The sequence below is a fragment of the Microbacterium sp. genome (assembly GCF_036823965.1).
GTDB lineage: Bacteria > Actinomycetota > Actinomycetes > Actinomycetales > Microbacteriaceae > Microbacterium.
This window is the reverse complement of record NZ_DAITBE010000001.1, coordinates 577,474-595,092: the sequence shown is the minus strand read 5'-3', so window position 1 is coordinate 595,092 and position 17,619 is coordinate 577,474. Positions and strand designations below refer to the sequence as shown.

Genomic DNA, 17,619 nt, shown 5'->3' with positions numbered 1-17,619 from the left:
CGGAAACATGTCTTACCGCAAAGTGTCTTTCTTCCACCGCTTCTAGCAGTTTCTGAGGCACAATGGCCTAGTGAGACATCTCGGATACACACGGGTTAGCACCAAGAGCCAAGACGCGAAGCTGCAGGTCGACGCCCTCGTCAAATCCGGCGTGCAGGAGCGGGACATTTTCGCCGACGTCACCTCGGGCAGTCGGACCGCGATCTCGCGCCCCGGGATGAAGAAGCTCCTGGAGTACGCCAAGCCAGGTGACACGGTCGTGGTGTGGCGGGTCGATCGTCTTGGACGATCCCTCATCGATGTTCTCAACACGGTGAAGTTGCTTCGAGAGCGGGACGTGCAGGTGAAGAGCATCTCGGATGGCATCGACCCGTCGACGACCTCGGGCCGGCTGATGTTGAACATGCTCGCCACATTGGCCGAGTACGAACGTGAGCTGATCACGGAACGCGTGAACGCCGGGATCACGGCTGCCCGGAAAGGCGGAACCAGGTTCGGGAGGCCGCTGTCGGACCCCGTCGTAGTTGCCGACAAGCTCAAGCTTGTTTCCGAAGCTCGAGCGAAGGGACGGACCGCTGAGGACGCGGCGAAACTCGTCGGGTGGAGCCGGGCCACTTTGTACCGCCACCAGCAGGCCTTCGCGGCTCGCGAGAGCGCGACCGTGTAGGTGACTCGTGGACGCAGCCGAGCGTTGGCGTGTTCTTCGGCTGCATGTCGAAGACCAGATCTCGCTAGTTGACCTCGCCCGAGAGACCGGGATTTCCGCACGGACACTGCAACGCTGGCACCAGCTCTACCGAGTAGGCGGCGTCGCAGCCCTCGATCCTCATCCACGCACAGACAAGGGTGTCCGCCGAACCTCGGCCGAGACAGTCCAGCTTGTCGAACGGTTGGCGCTCACCCGACCTCGCCCGAGTATCGCCACGCTGCATCGCCTTGCCGTCATCGATGCGCGGGCACGAGAGCTGCCGGCGCCGAGCTATGCGACCGTCAGGCAGATCGTCCAAGCCCTCGATCCGGCGCTGGTCGCACTCGCTCTCGAGGGACCGGTCTCGTACCGGGACAAGCACGAGCTCGTGTTCCGCCGCCGTGCGGAACACCCCAACCAGACCTGGCAGTCCGACCACACCGAACTCGACATCCTCATCGCCGGCGCCGATGGGAAACCCGACCGGCCCTGGCTGACCACAGTGATGGACGACTACTCCCGCGCGATCTGCGGGTACATGGTCTTCACCGGCGCCCCCTCAGCAATCAACACTGCCCTGGCCCTTCGGCAGGCGATCTGGCGAAAAACAGACCCGGCGTGGGCGATGTGCGGCATCCCGGACATCCTGCACGTCGACCACGGCTCCGACTTCATCAGCCACCACCTCGAGCGGACCGCCATTGCCCTGCACGTCAGGATCATCCACTCGACCGTCGGACGACCCCAGGGGCGGGGCAAGATCGAACGGTTTTTCGGCACTATCAACACCGAACTCCTCAGCACCCTCCCCGGACATCTCGGACCCGGCAGCCGGACACCACAACCAGTTCTCGACCTGGCAGGGCTCGATCGCGCGATCGGTGAATTCATCGGCACCTATAACGACAGAATCCATAGCGAGTTGGGGATCTCACCGAGGGACGCCTGGGTTGGCGACGGCTGGTTACCCCGAATGCCAGAGAGTCTCGAAGAACTCGACGGGCTGCTCCTTACTGTTCCGAAGAGCCGGGTGGTGCAACGTGATGGCATCCACTTCCAAGGCCAGCGTTACCTCGCCCCGACTCTTGCGCCTTTTGTTGGGCACACCATCACGATCCGGTACGATCCACGCGACATCTCCGAGATCCGCGTTTACGACCGTGACACGTTCATCTGCACCGCCATCGACGAAGCCCACCCCAACCTCCGACTCAGCCTCCGCGACATTGAAACGGCCCGCCGCGCCCGCCGCAAGCAGCTGCGTCGCGTCATCAACGATCGCATCCCAACAGTTGCTACCCGCGAGGAACCGCGCACCCCCGAACCCACGAAGCAGCGGCCGCGGCTTCGCACCTACGAAGAGGACGAGTGATGAATCAAGCATTCATCGTCACCAAGGAACACCGGCGCTTCACCGAATTCGCCAACGCTGTCCGGAAGGAGAAGACCATCGGGATCTGCCACGGGGCCGCCGGCGTCGGCAAAACCAACTCCGCCCGCCGCTACGCGAACTGGGACGCCCTCGAGGCCTACATCAATGATTGGGGACCCCGCGGCGACCAAGACGCTCCGCACTACGCTCTGGCGAACCGATCCCGAACCGTCTTCTACACACCCGAAGTGCTCTGCAGTCCCAAATCGCTGATGAACGAGATCATGCACTGGCAGATCAAAGTCGGGATCTGCGCCGACGAGCACCTCCGATCCCTGACCCCAGGGGCCGCGGCCGCAAAGCAGAAAGACGTCACTCGTTTTGTGGAGCTGCTGATCATCGACGAAGCCGAACGGCTCACTCCCACCGCCCTGGAACTGCTCCGCGACAAACACGACCGCACCCACCTTGCGATGATCCTGATCGGCATGCCCGGCATCGACGAACGATTTCGCCACTACCCCCAGCTCTACAGCCGGCTCGGGTTCTCACACCATTACCGCACCCTCGGACGCGACGAGCTCCTCTTCGTTCTCGACCGCCATTGGAAGCGACTGGGCAGGACTCTCGACCCTGACGACTTCACCGACTCGCAAGCAATCGCCGCCATCGAACGCATCACCCGCGGCAACTTCCGCCTCCTCGAAAGACTCTTCCCCCAAATCAACCGGGTACTCAAGATCAACCAGCTCGACACCATCACCGACGACGTCGTCGAAGCCGCAGCCAGCATCCTCGTCATCGGCAACTAGCGACACGAAGCGATCACAGAACACCGCCATGAAGCGCTAACAGTCACAGCCGTCGGCAGTCGACCTCGGTGCACCCGCCAGAAACGATCGTTTTCGGTGATAGCCCTCCACCACAAATGGGTCACGACATCAGCAGAGAATCGAGGATGATTGAGTCGTGGAGATTGAGCTGCTGCATATCGCTGATTGCCCTAGCTGGGTTGAGGCCAGTCGTCGTGTTGCCGAGGCGCTTAGCGAAACAGGCCACGACGGATTGAGCCTGCGTTATCGACTCATCCGAACAGAGGAAGACGCCGCCGGGGTTCAATTTGCGGGCTCCCCGACGATCACGGTGGACGGAAACGATCTCTTCCCGGGGTCGGATCGTAGTAGTGAGTTGGCTTGCCGCATCTACAGCACACCTGCTGGGTTGGCCGGGATGCCAACGGTTGAACAGATCCGAGAGGCAATGAGGGCCTATGGAGACTGAGCTCGATGTCGCCTGCACGTGCTGCGGCCGGCATCTACCACGAAGGAAGCTGCACGCCCTCGGAGACGACGGTGCGTTCATCTGTCGACGATGCGGTTTGTGGGTCGCGCTTCGCTTACGACGTGACCGCCCGCCTACGTAGTCCCCACACTCAGAAGCCGCACGCACGGGCGAGCTACACCACGGCGATTGTCCGGACTTCGCGCTCCCATGCCTGTGTTGCGACCTGCACGGCATCCCAGGGGGAGCCGAGCGGGGGCGTGTAGGAGAGGTCGAGGTCGCTCATTGCGGCGATCGTCATGCTGTGGTGCAGCGCTGCCGCGTAGGTGTCGATGCGCTTGGAAATTTCCGCACCGCGGGTGCCGACGAGCTGCGCGCCGAGCAATAGCGCCGATGTAGAGGGCGAGTTGATGGGTTGTCCCCGCTTCTCAAAGCGGTTTCACTTTGTGGCCTCATCGCCGGCGCGGATCATGAGGAGCGCTCCGGTGACCGCTGCGGCGAAGATCACGATGTCGGCGATGTTCCCGATGAACCAATTTCCGTAGGCGAGAAAGTCCACGACGTGTCCGCGGGCGAATCCCGGATCGCGGAAAAGGCGGTCGCCTGCGTGTGAGGCGGCAGCTCCTCCGAGCGCGCCGATGACGATTGCCCATCCCAGGCGTTGTACTCGGAACGCGAACACGATTGCTGTGACGGTGGCGGCGACGGCTAGCAGCGCGAACACCCAGGTGAAGCCTTCCCCGAAGGAGAATGCCGCTCCGGGGTTGTAGGCGAGCTGCAAACCCAACAGGTCACCGATTAGGGGGACGCGCTCACGCTCAGTGAGGGCCGCTTCAGCCCACACCTTCGTTCCCTGATCAATCAACACGACAATCACGGCGATCAGGAGCGCTCCACCAGTGAGCTGCCACCGCCGCGCCGACGACCGCTCGCGCACAGCGGGCGGGTGAGCTTCTGTTTCGGAAGGGATCATGCGAGGACCTCGATCAGACGGACGATGACCCCGGATTCGATCAGGATGAACAGGCCCAGACCGATGAAAACTGCCGGTACAAGCCAGTGCTCGACGCGCTCCAACCCCTCGGTGACTGCCTTGTTAGTGCCGATGAGCCGGCCCGCCGCGCACCAGACGGCAACGAGGATGAGGAACACGACGATCATGATCGCGACGTCGCCGGGCGTGCTGGTGCGGAAGATCGGCGTGTAGAGGGAGATGTTGTCCGCCCCGTTGGCGATCGTGATACCAGCGACGCCCCACAGTCCGACCGCGGTGATCTTGGAGTCGTCGTCATCGTCATCGCCGTTGCGGCGCAGGCCGCGAATGAGCGTCCAGATGCCGATGCCGAGCGGGATCAGGCCAAGGAAGCCGACCCATTCGTCCGGGACGATGGTGAGGCCGAGCGCGGCGATCACGCTGATGACGACGAGGGTGATGAACCCGAGGTACTGGCCTGCGACGATCTGCCACGGCCGGGGTTTCCCTCGGCTGGAGGCGAGGAAAAGCACGGTGAGCACGACGATGTCGTCGATGTTGGTTGCCGCGAACAGGCCGATCGCTGATCCAATGGTGGCGAGCATCAGCGTCCCAGTCGTGGCGTGCGGGTGCGGGCGGCCCGCAGGCCGTTGAGGATCACGATGACCTCGGCGACCTCGTGGACCAGGACGACAGCCGCGAGCCCCAGGACGCCGAAGAGCGCGAGCGGGAGCAGGGCGGTGATGATCAGCAGCGACAGGATGATGTTCTGGTTGATGATCCGTCGACCGCGCCGGGCGTGATCGAACGCCCGCGGGATGAGGCGTAGATCATGGCCGGTGAAGGCCACGTCCGCGGATTCGATCGCTGCGTCGGAGCCGGTCGCGCCCATCGCGATGCCGACGTCTGCGCCCGCGAGGGCGGGGGCATCGTTGATGCCATCGCCGATCATCGCGACCGGTCCCGCCTTCGACAGTTCCCCGATCGCGGTCGCCTTGTCCTCCGGGCGCAGCTCCGCGCGCACATCGCTGATCCCGGCCTGCGCAGCCAGGGCACGAGCGGTCCGGGCGTTGTCGCCGGTGAGCATCGTCACCCCGACGCCCTGGCCGGTGAGTGTCCGGACTACCTGGGGGACTTCAGGGCGCAGCTCGTCGCGGACGCCGATCGCGGCGACCGGTGACCCGTCTCGGTGCACGATGACGACGGTCATGCCCTGCTCTTCCAGCGTTGCGACCCGCTCAACGAGGTCGCCGGCGTCCAGCCAGCGGGGACTGCCGACGGTGATTCTCGATCCGTCGACGGTGCCGTCAATACCGTGGCCGGCCTGCTCGGTCACATCTGCAGCTGCCGGTGTCCCCGGAGCTGCGGCGGTGATCGCTGAGGCAAGAGGATGTGTGCTGTGCTGCTCCAGCGCAGCCGCCCACGCCAACGCCTGGACCTCGGTTACACCGTTCGCGGTGAGTACGGCGGTGACCACGGGTTCGTTGCGGGTAAGGGTTCCGGTCTTGTCGACGGCGACGTGCCGGACCGTACCGAAGCGCTCGAAAACGGCGCCGGACTTGATGATCACACCGAACTTGCTCGCGGCGCCGATCGCAGCGACGACCGTCAGCGGGACCGAGATCGCCAGCGCACACGGAGACGCCGCGACCAGCACGACGAGCGCGCGGGTGATCCACACCTCCGGGTCACCCAGCAGCGAACCGATGATCGCGACGAGCGCCGCGAGGATCAGAACGCCGGGCACCAGTGGGCGGGCGATCCTGTCCGCCAGACGGGCACGCTCGCCCTTGTCGGTCTGCGCTTTCTCGACCAGCTCCACGATCGTCGTGAGCGAGTTATCGGTGCCCGCAGCCGTCGCCTCAACCTCCAGCGCGCCGGCACTGTTGATCGCACCGGCCGACACAACATCGCCAGGCTCGACCTCGACCGGGATCGACTCCCCGGTGATCGCCGATGTGTCCAGGCTGGAGCGCCCGGATCGGACGATCCCATCGGTCGCGATCCGCTCACCCGGGCGGACCACCATGACCTGGCCAACCGTCAACTCTCTCGCCGGTACCTGCGCGGAGACACCGCCCTGCAGCACCGTCGCTGTCTCCGGCACGAGCTTCAGCAGTGCCCTTAGCCCGCCGCGGGCGCGGTCCATCGCCTTGTCCTCGAGCGCCTCAGCGATCGAGTACAAGAACGCCAGAGCTGCAGCCTCCTCCACGTACCCGAGGATGACTGCGCCGATCGCGCTGATCGTCATCAGCAACCCGATGCCGAGCTTGCCCTTGAATAGTTTCCGGATCGCGCCCGGCGTGAACGTCGACGCGCCCAGCAGTAGTCCGACCCAGAACAGCACCAACGCCGGGATCTCTAAGCCGGACCACTCGAGGATCAGACCCCCCAGGAACGCGACACCCGAGAAGATCGGCACCATGATCCCGCGGTCTTTCCACCAGGGCCGCTCAGCCTCTTCGTGTTCCTCTCCCGCCGTGGCGGCAGGCTCATGCTCGCAACCACACGCCTCGCTCACGCGCCAGCCCCCGCTCCGCAGCAGCCCGCCACCGTGCACGCCGAGTCCACGCACGGGGCGTGCACGTCGACAGCCAGCGTCACGTCCACCAGTGCGACGAGGGCAGCAGCTAGGTGCGGGTCGGCGATTTCGTATCGGGTCTGACGGCCCTCCGGCTCGGCAACGACGATGCCGCAATCGCGCAGGCAGGTGAGGTGGTTCGACACGTTCGAGCGCGTCAGCTCCAGTTCGCGCGAGAGCACAGCGGGATAGCTCGGTCCGTCGAGCAACGTCATTAAGATCCGGGAACGGGTCGGATCAGCCATGGCCCGGCCGAGTCGGTTCATCACATCAAGACGGGAAGCAATGGTCAGCATGCACTGAACTATACAGTGACCGCTGACTGGTTATCAATTCGATCGAATGTTATGGCGTTCTGTTCGTCGCCGCGTCAACCAGTCGTGAGGTGCGCGATCCTGCTGTGGTGGACGACGCCGCATGCCGCCGGGCGCTCGATAGCGATCGTCCCGCGAAACTGCAGCCGGAGGCTGTCGTTCGGGAATAGGCCGGTGCCTGTTGAGTTACATACCCCCAGGGGGTATGTTGTGGGTATGAACGGTTACACCGACAACAAGGCGGATCTGCGCAAGCGATTGAGTCGGGTTGAGGGTCAGGTGCGAGGTATCTCGCGGATGGTCGATGAGGACAAGTACTGCATCGACATCCTGACGCAGGTCGCTGCGGCCACGAAGGCGCTCGAAACGGTGGCCTTGTCGCTCCTGGGTGACCATCTGAGCCATTGCGTCGCTCAGGCAAGCGCTGAGGGTGGCGAGGTTGCGGCGGAGAAGGTCCGCGAAGCTAACGACGCCATCGCTCGCCTGGTCCGTTCATAACCACACGTCTAACGATCTGGAGAAATTCACTATGACTGACCGCATCGAACTCGGACTGAAGGACGCAAACGCTGGTTGCGCATGCTGCGCAGCCCCATCGAACATCGAGGCATCCGCTCCTGTGGCGGCCCCGGTCTCGGAAGAGGTACTGGTCACGGGAATGACGTGCTCGCACTGTGTGTCGAGCGTCAGTGAGGAACTGAGCGCGCTTGACGGTGTCGCGTTCGTCGCTGTCGACCTGAACGCCGGCGGCTCGTCCCGCGTGACGATCCACAGCGCAGCCCCTGTCGATCCCGCTGCCGTGAGGGCTGCGGTCGAAGAGGCCGGTTACAGCCTCGCGACCAGCCAGGCCTGATTCACTTATCCGTCCGCACCCGGCTCGACCCCGGGCGCATCGAACAAGGAGTTCTGATGAGCCAGCACGACGAGCACACCCATCACATCGCACACGAGAATCCCGGCACCGCGCCGACGGCGCAGCATGACCACGCGGCGATGAGCCACGACCACGGCGCTCCTCAAGGTCACGCGGGCCACGGCGGTCACGCGGGCCACGGCGATCACGTGGGCCAGTTCCGGCGGTTGTTCTGGATCATGCTGGTCCTTGCGGTCCCGGTTGTCGGGTTCTCGGGGATGTTCTCGATGCTGCTCGGGTACCCGTTGCCGGAAGCCGCCTGGGTTGGGTGGGTGTCCCCGGTTCTCGGGACGGTCATGTACATCTGGGGTGGGGCCCCGTTCCTCACCGGCGCGGTGAGTGAACTTCGTGCCCGCAAGCCCGGAATGATGCTCCTGATCGCCCTCGCGATCACGGTCGCGTTCCTCGCATCCTGGGGCGCGAGCCTCGGCCTCCTCCATCATGAGCTGGACTTCTGGTGGGAGCTGGCGCTGCTGATCGTGATCATGCTGCTCGGCCACTGGATCGAGATGCGCTCCCTCGCACAGACCACCTCAGCACTGGATTCCCTCGCTGCACTGCTGCCCGACGAGGCGGAAAAGATCGAAGGCGACACGACCGTGACGGTCGCCCCGTCCGATCTGCTGGTGGGTGACGTGGTGGTGGTGCGCCCAGGCGGGCGGGTGCCCGCTGACGGGCGGATCGTGCAGGGCTCGGCCAGCATGGACGAGTCGATGATCACCGGCGAGTCCCGGCCCGTGCGCCGCAGCGACGGCGACCAGGTCATCGCCGGCACCGTCGCCACCGATTCCGGGGTGCGGGTCGAGATCACCGCGATCGGCGACGACACCGCTCTCGCGGGGATCCAAAAGCTGGTGACCGAAGCGCAGAATTCATCCTCGCGCGCGCAGCGGCTCGCAGACAAGGCCGCCGGGTGGCTGTTCTGGTTCGCGCTCGGCGCCGCCGCGATCACCGCCATCGTCTGGACGATCGTCGGCATGCCCGACGCCGCCGTGATCCGCACGATCACCGTGCTGGTGATCGCCTGCCCGCACGCGCTCGGTCTGGCGATCCCGCTCGTCGTGTCGATCGCCACCGAGCGTGCCGCTCGCGGAGGCGTGCTGATCAAGGACCGTCTCGCGCTGGAGAGCATGCGCACCGTCGACACCGTCCTGTTCGACAAGACCGGCACGCTCACCAAGGGCACCCCCGCCGTGACCGCGATCGACCCCGTCTCCGGGACCGACCCTGACCAGCTGCTGGCCTGGGCCGCGGCCGCGGAAGCAGACTCCGAACACCCCCTCGCCCGCGCGATCGTCAACGCGGCGAAAGAGAAGACCCTCACGGTCCCCTCGTCAGCCGATTTCGAATCGTCCCCGGCGGTCGGGGTCCGTGCACGTGTCGATGGGCGCGTGGTGCAGGTCGGTGGCCCGTACATGCTCGAGCAGGAACACGCCTCCGAGCTACCGGTCGCCGACGAGTGGCGCCGTGAGGGTGCGATCATCCTCCACGTGCTCGTCGACGGACAGGTCGCGGGTGCCCTGCGCTTGGCGGATGAGATCCGCTCGGAGTCGCGTCACGCCGTCGAGGCCCTCCACGAGCGTGGCGTGCAGGTGGTCATGATCACCGGTGACGCCGACGCGGTCGCAGCCTCCGTCGCGGGCGAGCTCGGCATCGACCGGTACTTCGCCGGGGTCCGACCCGAAGACAAGGCCTCGAAGGTGAAAGAGCTGCAAGGCGAAGGGCGCAAGGTCGCGATGGTCGGAGACGGTGTCAACGACGCCCCCGCGCTCGCGCAGGCCGACGTCGGCATCGCCATCGGCGCCGGGACGGATGTTGCGATCGCGTCCGCGGGCGTCATCCTCGCCAGCGACGACCCCCGGTCGGTGCTCTCGGTGATCGAACTGTCGCGGGCCAGCTACCGGAAGATGAAGCAGAACCTCTGGTGGGCCGCCGGCTACAACCTGCTCTCCGTCCCCCTCGCCGCCGGAGTGCTCGCCCCGATCGGGTTCGTGCTCCCGATGTCCGTGGGCGCGCTGCTGATGTCCCTGTCAACCATCGTCGTCGCGCTCAACGCGCAGCTGCTGCGCCGACTGGATCTGCGCCCGGACGCCGTGGCCGGTAAGTAGCGAGAAACAGTTAGGTCGACGGACGTAGGCTGGGGCGAACGGGAGGTGAGTATGTCGCTGATCAAGGTCTCACAACAGGTGCGCGGACCGCGCACGCTCACCCACACCGTCCTGGCCGTCCTCGCGATCGCCGTGGGCATTATCGCCGGCCTACTGGCGATGCACTCCTTCAACTCGCATGCGACGGCCGCCGGTCACCATGACACCGTCACCGTCAGCACTCAGGCCGAAGTATCCGCCCATCACCCCGACGCCTCCGCGACCGCCCTCGTGCCAGCCGCGCCGACACAGGAGGCGGGATGCGCGACGTGTGGGGCCGGAGATTCGATGACGTGGATGGCGTGCGTCCTCGCGCTCCTGGTGGCCACCATCCTTCTCAGGCGGATCGGGCTCGGCTGGCGGCACACCCTCTTGGTTGCGACCCGCGCGCCCGCGACAACACGCGGGCCCGCCCGCGCTCACGCCCTTCCCCCGCCTCCATCTCTCACGGTTCTCTGCATCAGTCGCACGTGATCACGCGCTAGCCCGCTCTGGCGGGCAACGCACCCTCGGGCACCGGCAGCCGCCGGGCCCCATCACTGACCCTTGGAGAACCCTCATGAAGATTCGACCCGCGGCGATCGCCGCACTCACCCTCACCGCACTGCTCGCCCTCGCCGGCTGCGCGGGAACCACCGGATCCGACAACGGCATGGAAGGCATGGACCACGGCGGCAGCTCGTCCGCGCCCGCAGAGACAGCAGATGCGAATGACGCCGACATCATGTTCGCCAGCATGATGAAGGAACACCACGCACAGGCCATCGAGATGTCCGACGTCCTCCTCAGCAAGGACGGCGTTGACGAGCGCGTCGTCTCTCTCGCCGAAGAAATCAAAGCCGCTCAGGAGCCCGAGATCCAGCAGATGGACCAGTGGCTCGAAGACTGGGGCGCGGAGATGGACAGCATGGAGGGCATGGATCACGGCAGCGGCATGATGTCCGAAGAGGACATGCAGGCCCTCGAAGATGCCGCCGGTCCCGATGCGGGGCGTCTGTTCCTCGAGCAGATGATCCAGCACCACGAGGGTGCCGTCGACATGGCGCAAGACGAAGTCGACAACGGTCAGAACAGCGACGCCGTCGCACTGGCCGAGACCATCATCGACACGCAAACGGAAGAGATCGCCACCATGAAGGAGATCCTCGCAACTCCGTGATCCACGGGTGGGGTGCGGGACTCCCGCACCCCACCCATAGATCTGTTTGCGGACACCATCATGCGAACCCTCAAGAACTTCACCCTGCCTACTTCCCGCCTGCGACGTCGCGGAGCACTCACGATCGCTACGACAATCGCGGCCAGCATCGTGCTCGCCGGGTGCACAGCACCTGCCGAGCCGACCACCGGACACGACCACGCCACCACCATCGAACACGTCCACGCGATCGTGCCTGACCCCTCAGGAGACGGCTACCTACTGGGCGCCCACGACGGGATCTACACGGCCACGCTTGACGGCGAAATTGGCGACCGCGTCCAGAACACCGACTTTGACGCGATGGGCCTCACCGCCATCGGGGATACCCTCATCGCGTCTGGACACCCCGGGCGAACGACTGCCCCCGAACTCGGTTCCCCCAATCTCGGAATCATCCGAAGCGACGACAGCGCCCGATCCTGGTCACCGGTCTCGCTCACCGGAGAGAAGGACTTCCACGCTCTCGCCGCCGGCCCGGACGAGAGCCTGTACGGGCTTGCGTCAGACTCCATCGAACTGCTCCGCAGCGACGACACCGGACAGACATGGTCGCCCGCCGGGGAAGTCGTCGCGGTCAACCTCGCCATCGACGCCGCAGGGCAACTGTTCGCCGCCACACCCGACGGGCTGCAAGTCAGCGCGGATGAGGGCGCCACGTTCACCACCGTGAACGATGCACCGCTGCTCTACCTCCTCGCCGCTTCACCCGATAGCAAGCGCCTCGTCGGTGTCGGCAACGGCGGACAGATCTGGGTCAGACCCGCATCAGGCGCGGAGTGGGTTCCCGCCGGCACAACCCACGGCTCCGCACAAGCGATCACCATCACGAACGGCGGCGACATCTTGGTCTTCGATCAGAGCGGACTCACTGCGCTGCCCCGCTAGGCCGCCCCGAACAGTCACAATCTTTCCCGGGTTCGGATCGCAGCAACGACTTGGGCTGAGGTAGCCGATCCCAGGGGTTACTTACACCAAAGTGCTCGTCCGAGTTTGGCGCTCCCATGCCTGCGTTGCGAGCTGCACGGCGTCCCATGGGGAGCCGAGCGGGGGCGTGCAGGAGAGGTCGAGGTCACTCATCGTTGCGACGGTCATGCCGTGGTGCAGAGCCGTGGCGTAGGTGTCGACGCGCTTGGAGATCTCCGCACCGCGGGTGCCGACGAGCTGCGCGCCGAGCAGCAGACCCCTTTTGTTCCCCTGTGCGCGTGCGGTCGGGTGGCGTTGTCCCTGTACTTGCTGCATGGCGGCCTCATCGCGCTCTGGAGTAACGCGTATGGCCGCTCTGCAGAGAACTTCTACTTGGGCTGGCTGGTGATCGTTCCGGGCATGATCGTGGTGGGTTGGCTGTGGTGGCGCTTCGCCGGAACTGGCCCAGTTGAATGGGCGATGGGCTGGCTCAGCGGACGTCCCAAGACTTCCTCGTTTCGCCGGTAGAACCAGCGCGTGGCTCACGAGTTCGCAAGGAATCTTGATTGGTGGGGCTGGTAGCATCCTGAGGTCATGGTCGTCTACGGTCGCACTCGCAACTGCGCCAGCCGCGCCGACGATTTCCTGATAACGAAGATCATTACAGCCCTCGGGCTGGCGCTTCTTCTCGTTGTCGGAGCATGGCCGGGCGGCCACCGTGACGCGACGGACGCGACTCCGTATCTGAGCACGACATCCTCGTCGTCACTAGGAACGCCTTCCGCCGGCCATGTCTCGGCGGGTTCGGGTGAAAGCGTTGCCGGCGCGACCGCCGAACAATTCGTGACCGGGGACACAGCAAACGACATCATGATCGGTGTTGCCGGGTGCCTCTTGGGTATCATCTGCTGCTTCTTGGTGCTCATCGTCACGCGGACCTTCCTCCGTCACGTCCCCTCTTCTCGCATTCGCGAACGTTTGCCGCGCGCACCATCACTGGCGGCCATGACGGGGCGCCTGTTCGCATTGCCTCCTTCTCTCACACAGCTTTCTCTGTCGCGGACCTGACCCTGGCGGCGCCATCTTTTCGATGGCGCTCCACTGGTCGTCCTCGTTCGTTGTGTGTGTTTGGAGTGTCTATGAAATCTTCCGTGAAAGCGGTACTTGTCACCGTGGCTTTTGCCGTGGTGTTGCTGGTCGTCGCGCTGGTCTTCGTCCTCATCAATCAGAATCAAGCTGCCGCACCCGAGACGGGGCCCGCTGATGGTCCACAGGTCGTCCGTGAGAACTCGCATGTCCTCGATGACGGAGGGGAAGGGGCGGTGACGGTTGTCGAGTTCCTCGATTTCGAGTGCGAGGCCTGCGGTGCTTTCTATCCCCTCGTCGAGGATCTCCGCGGCAAGTTCGATGGCGAGATCACTTACGTGATCCGCTACTTCCCGCTGCCGGGTCACCTCAACTCGAAGAACGCCGCGATCGCTGCCGAAGCCGCAGCGCAGCAGGGCCGCCTCGAAGACATGTATCACCGCCTGTTCGAGACGCAGCCTCAATGGGGTGAGGCTCAAGAGTCGCGGGCGGACCTGTTCCGGGGGTTTGCGGAGGAACTCGGATTGGACATGGCCGCGTTCGATGAGGCTGTCGCTGATCCTGCGACAGCAGAACGGGTTCAATTTGATCTAGACGAGGGTGAGCAGCTCGGTGTCAGCAGTACCCCCTCGTTCTTCATCGATGGGGAGCCTGTCGTACTGGAGACGTGGACCGATCTGGAGGACAGCATTGAAGCCGCGGTGAACGGTGCTGAATGATGGCGCATTCGCTATCGCACCGTCGCGTCATCATCGTTGGCGCCGGGCACTCCGGATTGGCGACAGCCGCCGCGCTCAGGTCCTCCGGGTTTGAGCCACAGAAAGACTTCGTGATCATCGATTCTGCACCCCCCGGTCAACGAAGCTGGGTCACACGGCGGCAGTCGATGAAACTACGCAGTGCGGCACGCCACAGTGTCGTCCGCGGGTTCCCTTTCCCGGGCGATGAAGACCGTCATCCGAGTGCGGATGAGATGTCCGACTACCTGTCTTCGGTGGAGAAAGCCATCGGTGTGAAAACCGTGTGGAGCACACGAGCTCTTGGAGTCAACCGGTTGGGCGACGGATCCACGCTGCATCTGTCGACCTCCGCCGGGGAAGTGCAAACCCGAAATGTGGTCTGCGCAACGGGAGCTGCCGCCGTGCCGCGCATACCGGGGTGGCGCCAGGAACTAGCAGTACCCGGTTTTGTGCTGCATTCCAGCCAGTACCTCTACCCCGCGCAGGTACCCCCCGGCCCCGTGTTGGTTGTTGGCGGCGGATACAGCGGAGTGGAGATTGCTGAGGAACTCGCGTCCTCCCACGACGTCACCCTCTCCACTCGAGCGGAACCCTCACGAGTATCAGAGCGGCCCATCTGGTCAAGGCTGCGGCGTAAGGGTCCGATGTCCGAGGCACGCCCCCGCGTAGCTTCGACAGACGTCACTCATGCCGCCGCCGTAACGGAGATTCGCGGAGACACCGTGATGTTCGCCGATGGGGCGTCCATGAAGCCGTATTCCGTGGTCCTTGCGACCGGATACAGGCCGGCAGACACATGGCTGCCCGATTCGGAGCCGCCCGGGCAGCCATTGCACGTCAGTGCACGCATCCCCGGACTGTTCACTGTTGGCATGCCGCGATACTCCCGCGCGGACGCTGACACCCTCGCTGGGGCGAGTCGCGATGCGGCGACCGTCGCCCGGCTCATCGTTGGACGGCCGTAAAGGAGCACCATGACAGAAACAGGGCACAGTCACGGTATTGGTGACGCCACTCCCCGCAATCGCCTGGTCATCGCGTTCGCGATCACCTCCTCGGTCTTCATCGTCGAAGTGATCGGCGCGATCATCACAGGTAGCCTCGCACTGCTCGTTGATGCTGCACACATGCTCACCGATGTCATCGGGTTGGCGATGGCCGTCACCGCTGCGCATCTGATGAACCGTCCCCCGACTCCCAAATACACCTTCGGTCTTCAACGCACGGAGGTGCTCGGTGCGCTCGCTCAAGCAGCTCTGCTGCTCGGAGTGGGCATCTTCGCGCTCGTGGAAGGCGTACGGCGGCTGTTCGAGCCCCCTGAGATCGCTTCGGGAAGTCTGCTGTTCTTCGGCATCGTCGGTCTCGTCGCCAACATCGCCTCCATGCTCGTATTGTTCAGCGGCCGCGGACGCAATCTCAACATGCGCGCCGCGTTCCTCGAGGTCGTCAATGATGCCCTCGGTTCCGTCGGCGTCATCGCCAGCGCCATCCTCATCGCCGTTTTCGGTTGGTATCAGGCGGACGCCGTCGCGGGCGTCTTGATCGCGCTGCTCATCATTCCCCGCACCCTCATCCTGTTGCGAGCATCCGGCCGGGTGTTGATGGAGTCCACACCCGCCGGCCTCGACCTCGAGGACGTCCGCCGCCACATCCTTGCCCTTCCGCACGTGGTCGCTGTGCACGACCTCCACGCGACCCAGGTCTCGACCGACCTCCCCACGCTCACCGCCCACGTCGTGGTCGATGACACCGTCACGATGGAAGCTTCCGCCGCACTGCTGACATCACTTCAGCAATGCGTCAGCGAACATTTCGCCGTGAGCATCGAACACTCCACCTTCCAGATCGAACCCGAATCCCACCCCGGAGAGCACGACACCCATGCATAAACGCCTCTCGGCACGCACCACTGCCGTCCTCACCACCCTGTTGTTGTCGGCATCCGTCGTACTTGGGACTGCATCTCCGGCCGCCGCTCATGACGACTTCGTTTCGTCGTACCCCACCGCCGACTCGACCATCAACGGCTCCCCCGACGAGATCTCTCTGATGTTCAACGGAACCCTCACCGGTGGTGACGACGCAACGGTCGTCGAGGTTATCGATGACAGCGGAGCAAACGTCGCCGTCGACCCGCCAACGGTGAGCGGTGACTCGATCACCCAACATCTCTCCCCCGACGCCGCAACCGGCATCTTCACCGTCCGCTGGAAGACCGTCTCCGCCGACGGACACCCGATCAGCGGAGAGTATGTGTACACCGTCACGCCCGCGACGGACACGGAACCCAGCACTGCGACCACAAGCCCCACCCCTGAAACCTCCCCAACCGAGGAGCCGGAACCGGCCCGACCCGCGCAAACATACGGTGGCACGGCATCCGGCGGCGGTGCTTTCGAACTGCTGCCCCTGTTCTTCCTCTCGGGTCTGGCACTGATTCTGGGGATCGGCGTCGTGGGAGTAGTTATGGCCGGGCGCCGGCGTCACCAGCGCGACCGCGCACAGGCCGCCAAGGATGCCGCAGCTACGGAGAAAGACGCCGATGCGTGATCGAGTCCGCCGGTCGGCCGTGATGCTCATCGTCGCCGCCATCGTCATCCTGATCGATCAAGGCACCAAGACTCTTGCTCTGAACACGTTGCGGCAAGATGCGCGTATACCGCTGATCGGTGACTGGCTCGGTCTTCAACTGGCCTTCAACCCCGGGGCGATCTTCTCGCTCGGGGAAGGCTCCACATGGGTCATCACCGTCATCGGGGTCGCTGTCACCGCAGTCCTCATCGGTGCCGCCACCCGAGCCCGGAACGTGTGGTCGGCGGTTGGTTTCGGTTTCATCGTGGGCGGTGCGATCGGAAACCTCATCGATCGCTTATTCTCGCCGCCCGCGTTCGGGATCGGGCACGTCACCGACTTCCTCGCCTACGGAAACCTGTTCATCGGCAACCTCGCCGATGTAGCTCTCGGCATAGGTGCCGTATTCCTCATCGTCGCGGGTCTGCGCACAAGCCGTCGCCGACCAGACCCCGATCCCGATCCCGTCGACCCTGTACCCGCCGAAGAAACGGTTCACCCATGAGTCCCAAAGAACGCGTTCCCTCCACTTACCAGCGGAACGCCCTCGCCCCCAGCCTCGTCGCGGCCGCGATCCTGTTCCTTGCCCCGGCGCTCTTTGAGGCGAACTGGGCACCGCTCGTCCTCTTCATCGCCTCAATTTTCGGGCTGATCGTCGCGTGGTTTGCGCTGCAGGCACGCCACTGGTGGTGGATCCCGGTCTTCTTTGCGATCGCCGTGCTCTGGAATCCGGTGATGCCATTCCCCTTCTCCGGAGTTGTGTGGACCACAGCACAGCCCATCGCGGCCGTGGTGTTCCTGGCAGCGGGTGCGACGATCAAGGTGATCCGGAAGTGAGCGGCGTGAGCT

General features: G+C 64.6%; 23 protein-coding genes. 18 read left to right on the top strand and 5 right to left on the bottom strand.

What is annotated here, in order from left to right; genetic code table 11:
* Nucleotides 1-70: 70 nt before the first annotated feature.
* The 4 genes from V7Z82_RS02910 (at nucleotide 71) to V7Z82_RS02895 (ending at nucleotide 3,341) form a co-directional block, all read left to right on the top strand.
* The gene (locus tag V7Z82_RS02910) at nucleotides 71-667 is read left to right on the top strand and encodes a recombinase family protein (RefSeq protein WP_085483873.1); all 597 of its coding nucleotides are present in this window, start codon (nucleotides 71-73) and stop codon (nucleotides 665-667) included.
* A gap of 7 nt (nucleotides 668-674) precedes the next feature.
* Nucleotides 675-2,060 carry a Mu transposase C-terminal domain-containing protein gene (locus tag V7Z82_RS02905; RefSeq protein ID WP_085483875.1) on the top strand — a complete coding sequence of 462 codons (1,386 nt, stop codon included), beginning with the start codon at nucleotides 675-677 and terminating at the stop codon, nucleotides 2,058-2,060.
* On the top strand, nucleotides 2,060-2,872 hold the full coding sequence (locus V7Z82_RS02900) for an AAA family ATPase (RefSeq protein WP_085483877.1): 813 nt from the start codon (nucleotides 2,060-2,062) through the stop codon (nucleotides 2,870-2,872). The genes V7Z82_RS02905 and V7Z82_RS02900 overlap by 1 nt, the downstream gene beginning before the upstream one ends.
* A 157-nt stretch (nucleotides 2,873-3,029) precedes the next feature.
* The gene (locus V7Z82_RS02895) at nucleotides 3,030-3,341 is read left to right on the top strand and encodes a thioredoxin family protein (protein ID WP_081860107.1); all 312 of its coding nucleotides are present in this window, start codon (nucleotides 3,030-3,032) and stop codon (nucleotides 3,339-3,341) included.
* 175 nt (nucleotides 3,342-3,516) lie between these two features.
* Here the strand turns inward: V7Z82_RS02895 and V7Z82_RS02890 are convergent, their stop codons facing one another.
* The 5 genes from V7Z82_RS02890 to cmtR are packed head-to-tail and all read right to left on the bottom strand — an operon-like array spanning nucleotide 3,517 to nucleotide 7,191.
* Nucleotides 3,517-3,726 (bottom strand): hypothetical protein, encoded by a 210-nt coding sequence (locus tag V7Z82_RS02890; protein ID WP_029259149.1) that lies wholly within the window; start codon nucleotides 3,724-3,726, stop codon nucleotides 3,517-3,519.
* Nucleotides 3,727-3,780: 54 nt separating this feature from the next.
* Nucleotides 3,781-4,314 (bottom strand): signal peptidase II, encoded by a 534-nt coding sequence (locus V7Z82_RS02885; protein ID WP_231494440.1) that lies wholly within the window; start codon nucleotides 4,312-4,314, stop codon nucleotides 3,781-3,783.
* Entirely contained in the window at nucleotides 4,311-4,919 is a 609-nt protein-coding gene (locus tag V7Z82_RS02880) for a cadmium resistance transporter (RefSeq protein ID WP_029259147.1), read from the bottom strand. Before V7Z82_RS02880 ends, V7Z82_RS02885 begins: the two co-directional genes overlap by 4 nt.
* A complete protein-coding gene (locus V7Z82_RS02875) occupies nucleotides 4,919-6,835 on the bottom strand; it encodes a heavy metal translocating P-type ATPase (RefSeq protein ID WP_036271584.1) in 1,917 nt (638 codons plus the stop codon). The genes V7Z82_RS02880 and V7Z82_RS02875 overlap by 1 nt, the downstream gene beginning before the upstream one ends.
* Complete coding sequence (gene cmtR / locus V7Z82_RS02870) at nucleotides 6,832-7,191, bottom strand: Cd(II)/Pb(II)-sensing metalloregulatory transcriptional regulator CmtR (protein WP_029259145.1); 360 nt, start codon at nucleotides 7,189-7,191, stop codon at nucleotides 6,832-6,834. Before cmtR ends, V7Z82_RS02875 begins: the two co-directional genes overlap by 4 nt.
* A gap of 234 nt (nucleotides 7,192-7,425) precedes the next feature.
* Here cmtR and V7Z82_RS02865 point away from each other — a divergent pair, with 234 nt between their 5' ends.
* The 14 genes from V7Z82_RS02865 to V7Z82_RS02795 all read left to right on the top strand — a co-directional run bounded on the left by V7Z82_RS02865 (nucleotide 7,426) and on the right by V7Z82_RS02795 (nucleotide 17,607).
* The gene (locus V7Z82_RS02865) at nucleotides 7,426-7,707 is read left to right on the top strand and encodes a metal-sensitive transcriptional regulator (RefSeq protein WP_029259144.1); all 282 of its coding nucleotides are present in this window, start codon (nucleotides 7,426-7,428) and stop codon (nucleotides 7,705-7,707) included.
* A 31-nt stretch (nucleotides 7,708-7,738) separates the two neighbouring features.
* Complete coding sequence (locus V7Z82_RS02860; RefSeq protein WP_029259143.1) at nucleotides 7,739-8,062, top strand: heavy-metal-associated domain-containing protein; 324 nt, start codon at nucleotides 7,739-7,741, stop codon at nucleotides 8,060-8,062.
* Between the two features lie 56 nt (nucleotides 8,063-8,118).
* On the top strand, nucleotides 8,119-10,230 hold the full coding sequence (locus V7Z82_RS02855; protein WP_200935185.1) for a heavy metal translocating P-type ATPase: 2,112 nt from the start codon (nucleotides 8,119-8,121) through the stop codon (nucleotides 10,228-10,230).
* 51 nt (nucleotides 10,231-10,281) lie between these two features.
* The gene (locus tag V7Z82_RS02850) at nucleotides 10,282-10,743 is read left to right on the top strand and encodes a DUF6153 family protein (RefSeq protein ID WP_051671013.1); all 462 of its coding nucleotides are present in this window, start codon (nucleotides 10,282-10,284) and stop codon (nucleotides 10,741-10,743) included.
* Nucleotides 10,744-10,828: 85 nt separating this feature from the next.
* Nucleotides 10,829-11,428: a DUF305 domain-containing protein gene (locus V7Z82_RS02845; protein ID WP_029259139.1), complete on the top strand. Its 600-nt coding sequence runs from the start codon at nucleotides 10,829-10,831 to the stop codon at nucleotides 11,426-11,428.
* Between the two features lie 60 nt (nucleotides 11,429-11,488).
* A complete protein-coding gene (locus V7Z82_RS02840) occupies nucleotides 11,489-12,355 on the top strand; it encodes a F510_1955 family glycosylhydrolase (protein WP_045278977.1) in 867 nt (288 codons plus the stop codon).
* A 210-nt stretch (nucleotides 12,356-12,565) separates the two neighbouring features.
* On the top strand, nucleotides 12,566-12,901 hold the full coding sequence (locus tag V7Z82_RS02830; protein WP_168442832.1) for a hypothetical protein: 336 nt from the start codon (nucleotides 12,566-12,568) through the stop codon (nucleotides 12,899-12,901).
* A gap of 66 nt (nucleotides 12,902-12,967) precedes the next feature.
* Nucleotides 12,968-13,441: a hypothetical protein gene (locus tag V7Z82_RS02825; protein WP_029259136.1), complete on the top strand. Its 474-nt coding sequence runs from the start codon at nucleotides 12,968-12,970 to the stop codon at nucleotides 13,439-13,441.
* A gap of 71 nt (nucleotides 13,442-13,512) precedes the next feature.
* Nucleotides 13,513-14,178 (top strand): DsbA family protein, encoded by a 666-nt coding sequence (locus tag V7Z82_RS02820; protein WP_134352971.1) that lies wholly within the window; start codon nucleotides 13,513-13,515, stop codon nucleotides 14,176-14,178.
* Entirely contained in the window at nucleotides 14,175-15,164 is a 990-nt protein-coding gene (locus V7Z82_RS02815; protein ID WP_331280342.1) for a flavin-containing monooxygenase, read from the top strand. The genes V7Z82_RS02820 and V7Z82_RS02815 overlap by 4 nt, the downstream gene beginning before the upstream one ends.
* Before the next feature lie 9 nt (nucleotides 15,165-15,173).
* A complete protein-coding gene (locus V7Z82_RS02810; RefSeq protein ID WP_029259133.1) occupies nucleotides 15,174-16,088 on the top strand; it encodes a cation diffusion facilitator family transporter in 915 nt (304 codons plus the stop codon).
* A complete protein-coding gene (locus V7Z82_RS02805) occupies nucleotides 16,081-16,749 on the top strand; it encodes a copper resistance CopC family protein (RefSeq protein ID WP_051671011.1) in 669 nt (222 codons plus the stop codon). The genes V7Z82_RS02810 and V7Z82_RS02805 overlap by 8 nt, the downstream gene beginning before the upstream one ends.
* On the top strand, nucleotides 16,742-17,275 hold the full coding sequence (gene lspA / locus V7Z82_RS02800) for a signal peptidase II (RefSeq protein ID WP_029259131.1): 534 nt from the start codon (nucleotides 16,742-16,744) through the stop codon (nucleotides 17,273-17,275). Before V7Z82_RS02805 ends, lspA begins: the two co-directional genes overlap by 8 nt.
* Nucleotides 17,272-17,607, top strand: coding sequence for a DUF6804 family protein (locus tag V7Z82_RS02795; RefSeq protein WP_029259130.1), 336 nt, complete (start codon nucleotides 17,272-17,274; stop codon nucleotides 17,605-17,607). Before lspA ends, V7Z82_RS02795 begins: the two co-directional genes overlap by 4 nt.
* The last annotated feature ends 12 nt before the right edge of the window (nucleotides 17,608-17,619 follow it).

Coding starts and splice junctions, on each gene's coding strand:
- V7Z82_RS02900 (WP_085483877.1), top strand. CDS start 2,060: ATGAATCAAGCATTCATCGTCACCAAGGAACACCGGCGCTTCACCGAA.
- V7Z82_RS02885 (WP_231494440.1), bottom strand. CDS start 4,314: ATGATCCCTTCCGAAACAGAAGCTCACCCGCCCGCTGTGCGCGAGCGG.
- V7Z82_RS02880 (WP_029259147.1), bottom strand. CDS start 4,919: ATGCTCGCCACCATTGGATCAGCGATCGGCCTGTTCGCGGCAACCAAC.
- cmtR (WP_029259145.1), bottom strand. CDS start 7,191: ATGCTGACCATTGCTTCCCGTCTTGATGTGATGAACCGACTCGGCCGG.
- V7Z82_RS02865 (WP_029259144.1), top strand. CDS start 7,426: ATGAACGGTTACACCGACAACAAGGCGGATCTGCGCAAGCGATTGAGT.
- V7Z82_RS02860 (WP_029259143.1), top strand. CDS start 7,739: ATGACTGACCGCATCGAACTCGGACTGAAGGACGCAAACGCTGGTTGC.
- V7Z82_RS02855 (WP_200935185.1), top strand. CDS start 8,119: ATGAGCCAGCACGACGAGCACACCCATCACATCGCACACGAGAATCCC.
- V7Z82_RS02850 (WP_051671013.1), top strand. CDS start 10,282: ATGTCGCTGATCAAGGTCTCACAACAGGTGCGCGGACCGCGCACGCTC.
- V7Z82_RS02845 (WP_029259139.1), top strand. CDS start 10,829: ATGAAGATTCGACCCGCGGCGATCGCCGCACTCACCCTCACCGCACTG.
- V7Z82_RS02840 (WP_045278977.1), top strand. CDS start 11,489: ATGCGAACCCTCAAGAACTTCACCCTGCCTACTTCCCGCCTGCGACGT.
- V7Z82_RS02825 (WP_029259136.1), top strand. CDS start 12,968: ATGGTCGTCTACGGTCGCACTCGCAACTGCGCCAGCCGCGCCGACGAT.
- V7Z82_RS02820 (WP_134352971.1), top strand. CDS start 13,513: ATGAAATCTTCCGTGAAAGCGGTACTTGTCACCGTGGCTTTTGCCGTG.
- V7Z82_RS02815 (WP_331280342.1), top strand. CDS start 14,175: ATGATGGCGCATTCGCTATCGCACCGTCGCGTCATCATCGTTGGCGCC.
- V7Z82_RS02810 (WP_029259133.1), top strand. CDS start 15,174: ATGACAGAAACAGGGCACAGTCACGGTATTGGTGACGCCACTCCCCGC.
- V7Z82_RS02805 (WP_051671011.1), top strand. CDS start 16,081: ATGCATAAACGCCTCTCGGCACGCACCACTGCCGTCCTCACCACCCTG.
- lspA (WP_029259131.1), top strand. CDS start 16,742: ATGCGTGATCGAGTCCGCCGGTCGGCCGTGATGCTCATCGTCGCCGCC.
- V7Z82_RS02795 (WP_029259130.1), top strand. CDS start 17,272: ATGAGTCCCAAAGAACGCGTTCCCTCCACTTACCAGCGGAACGCCCTC.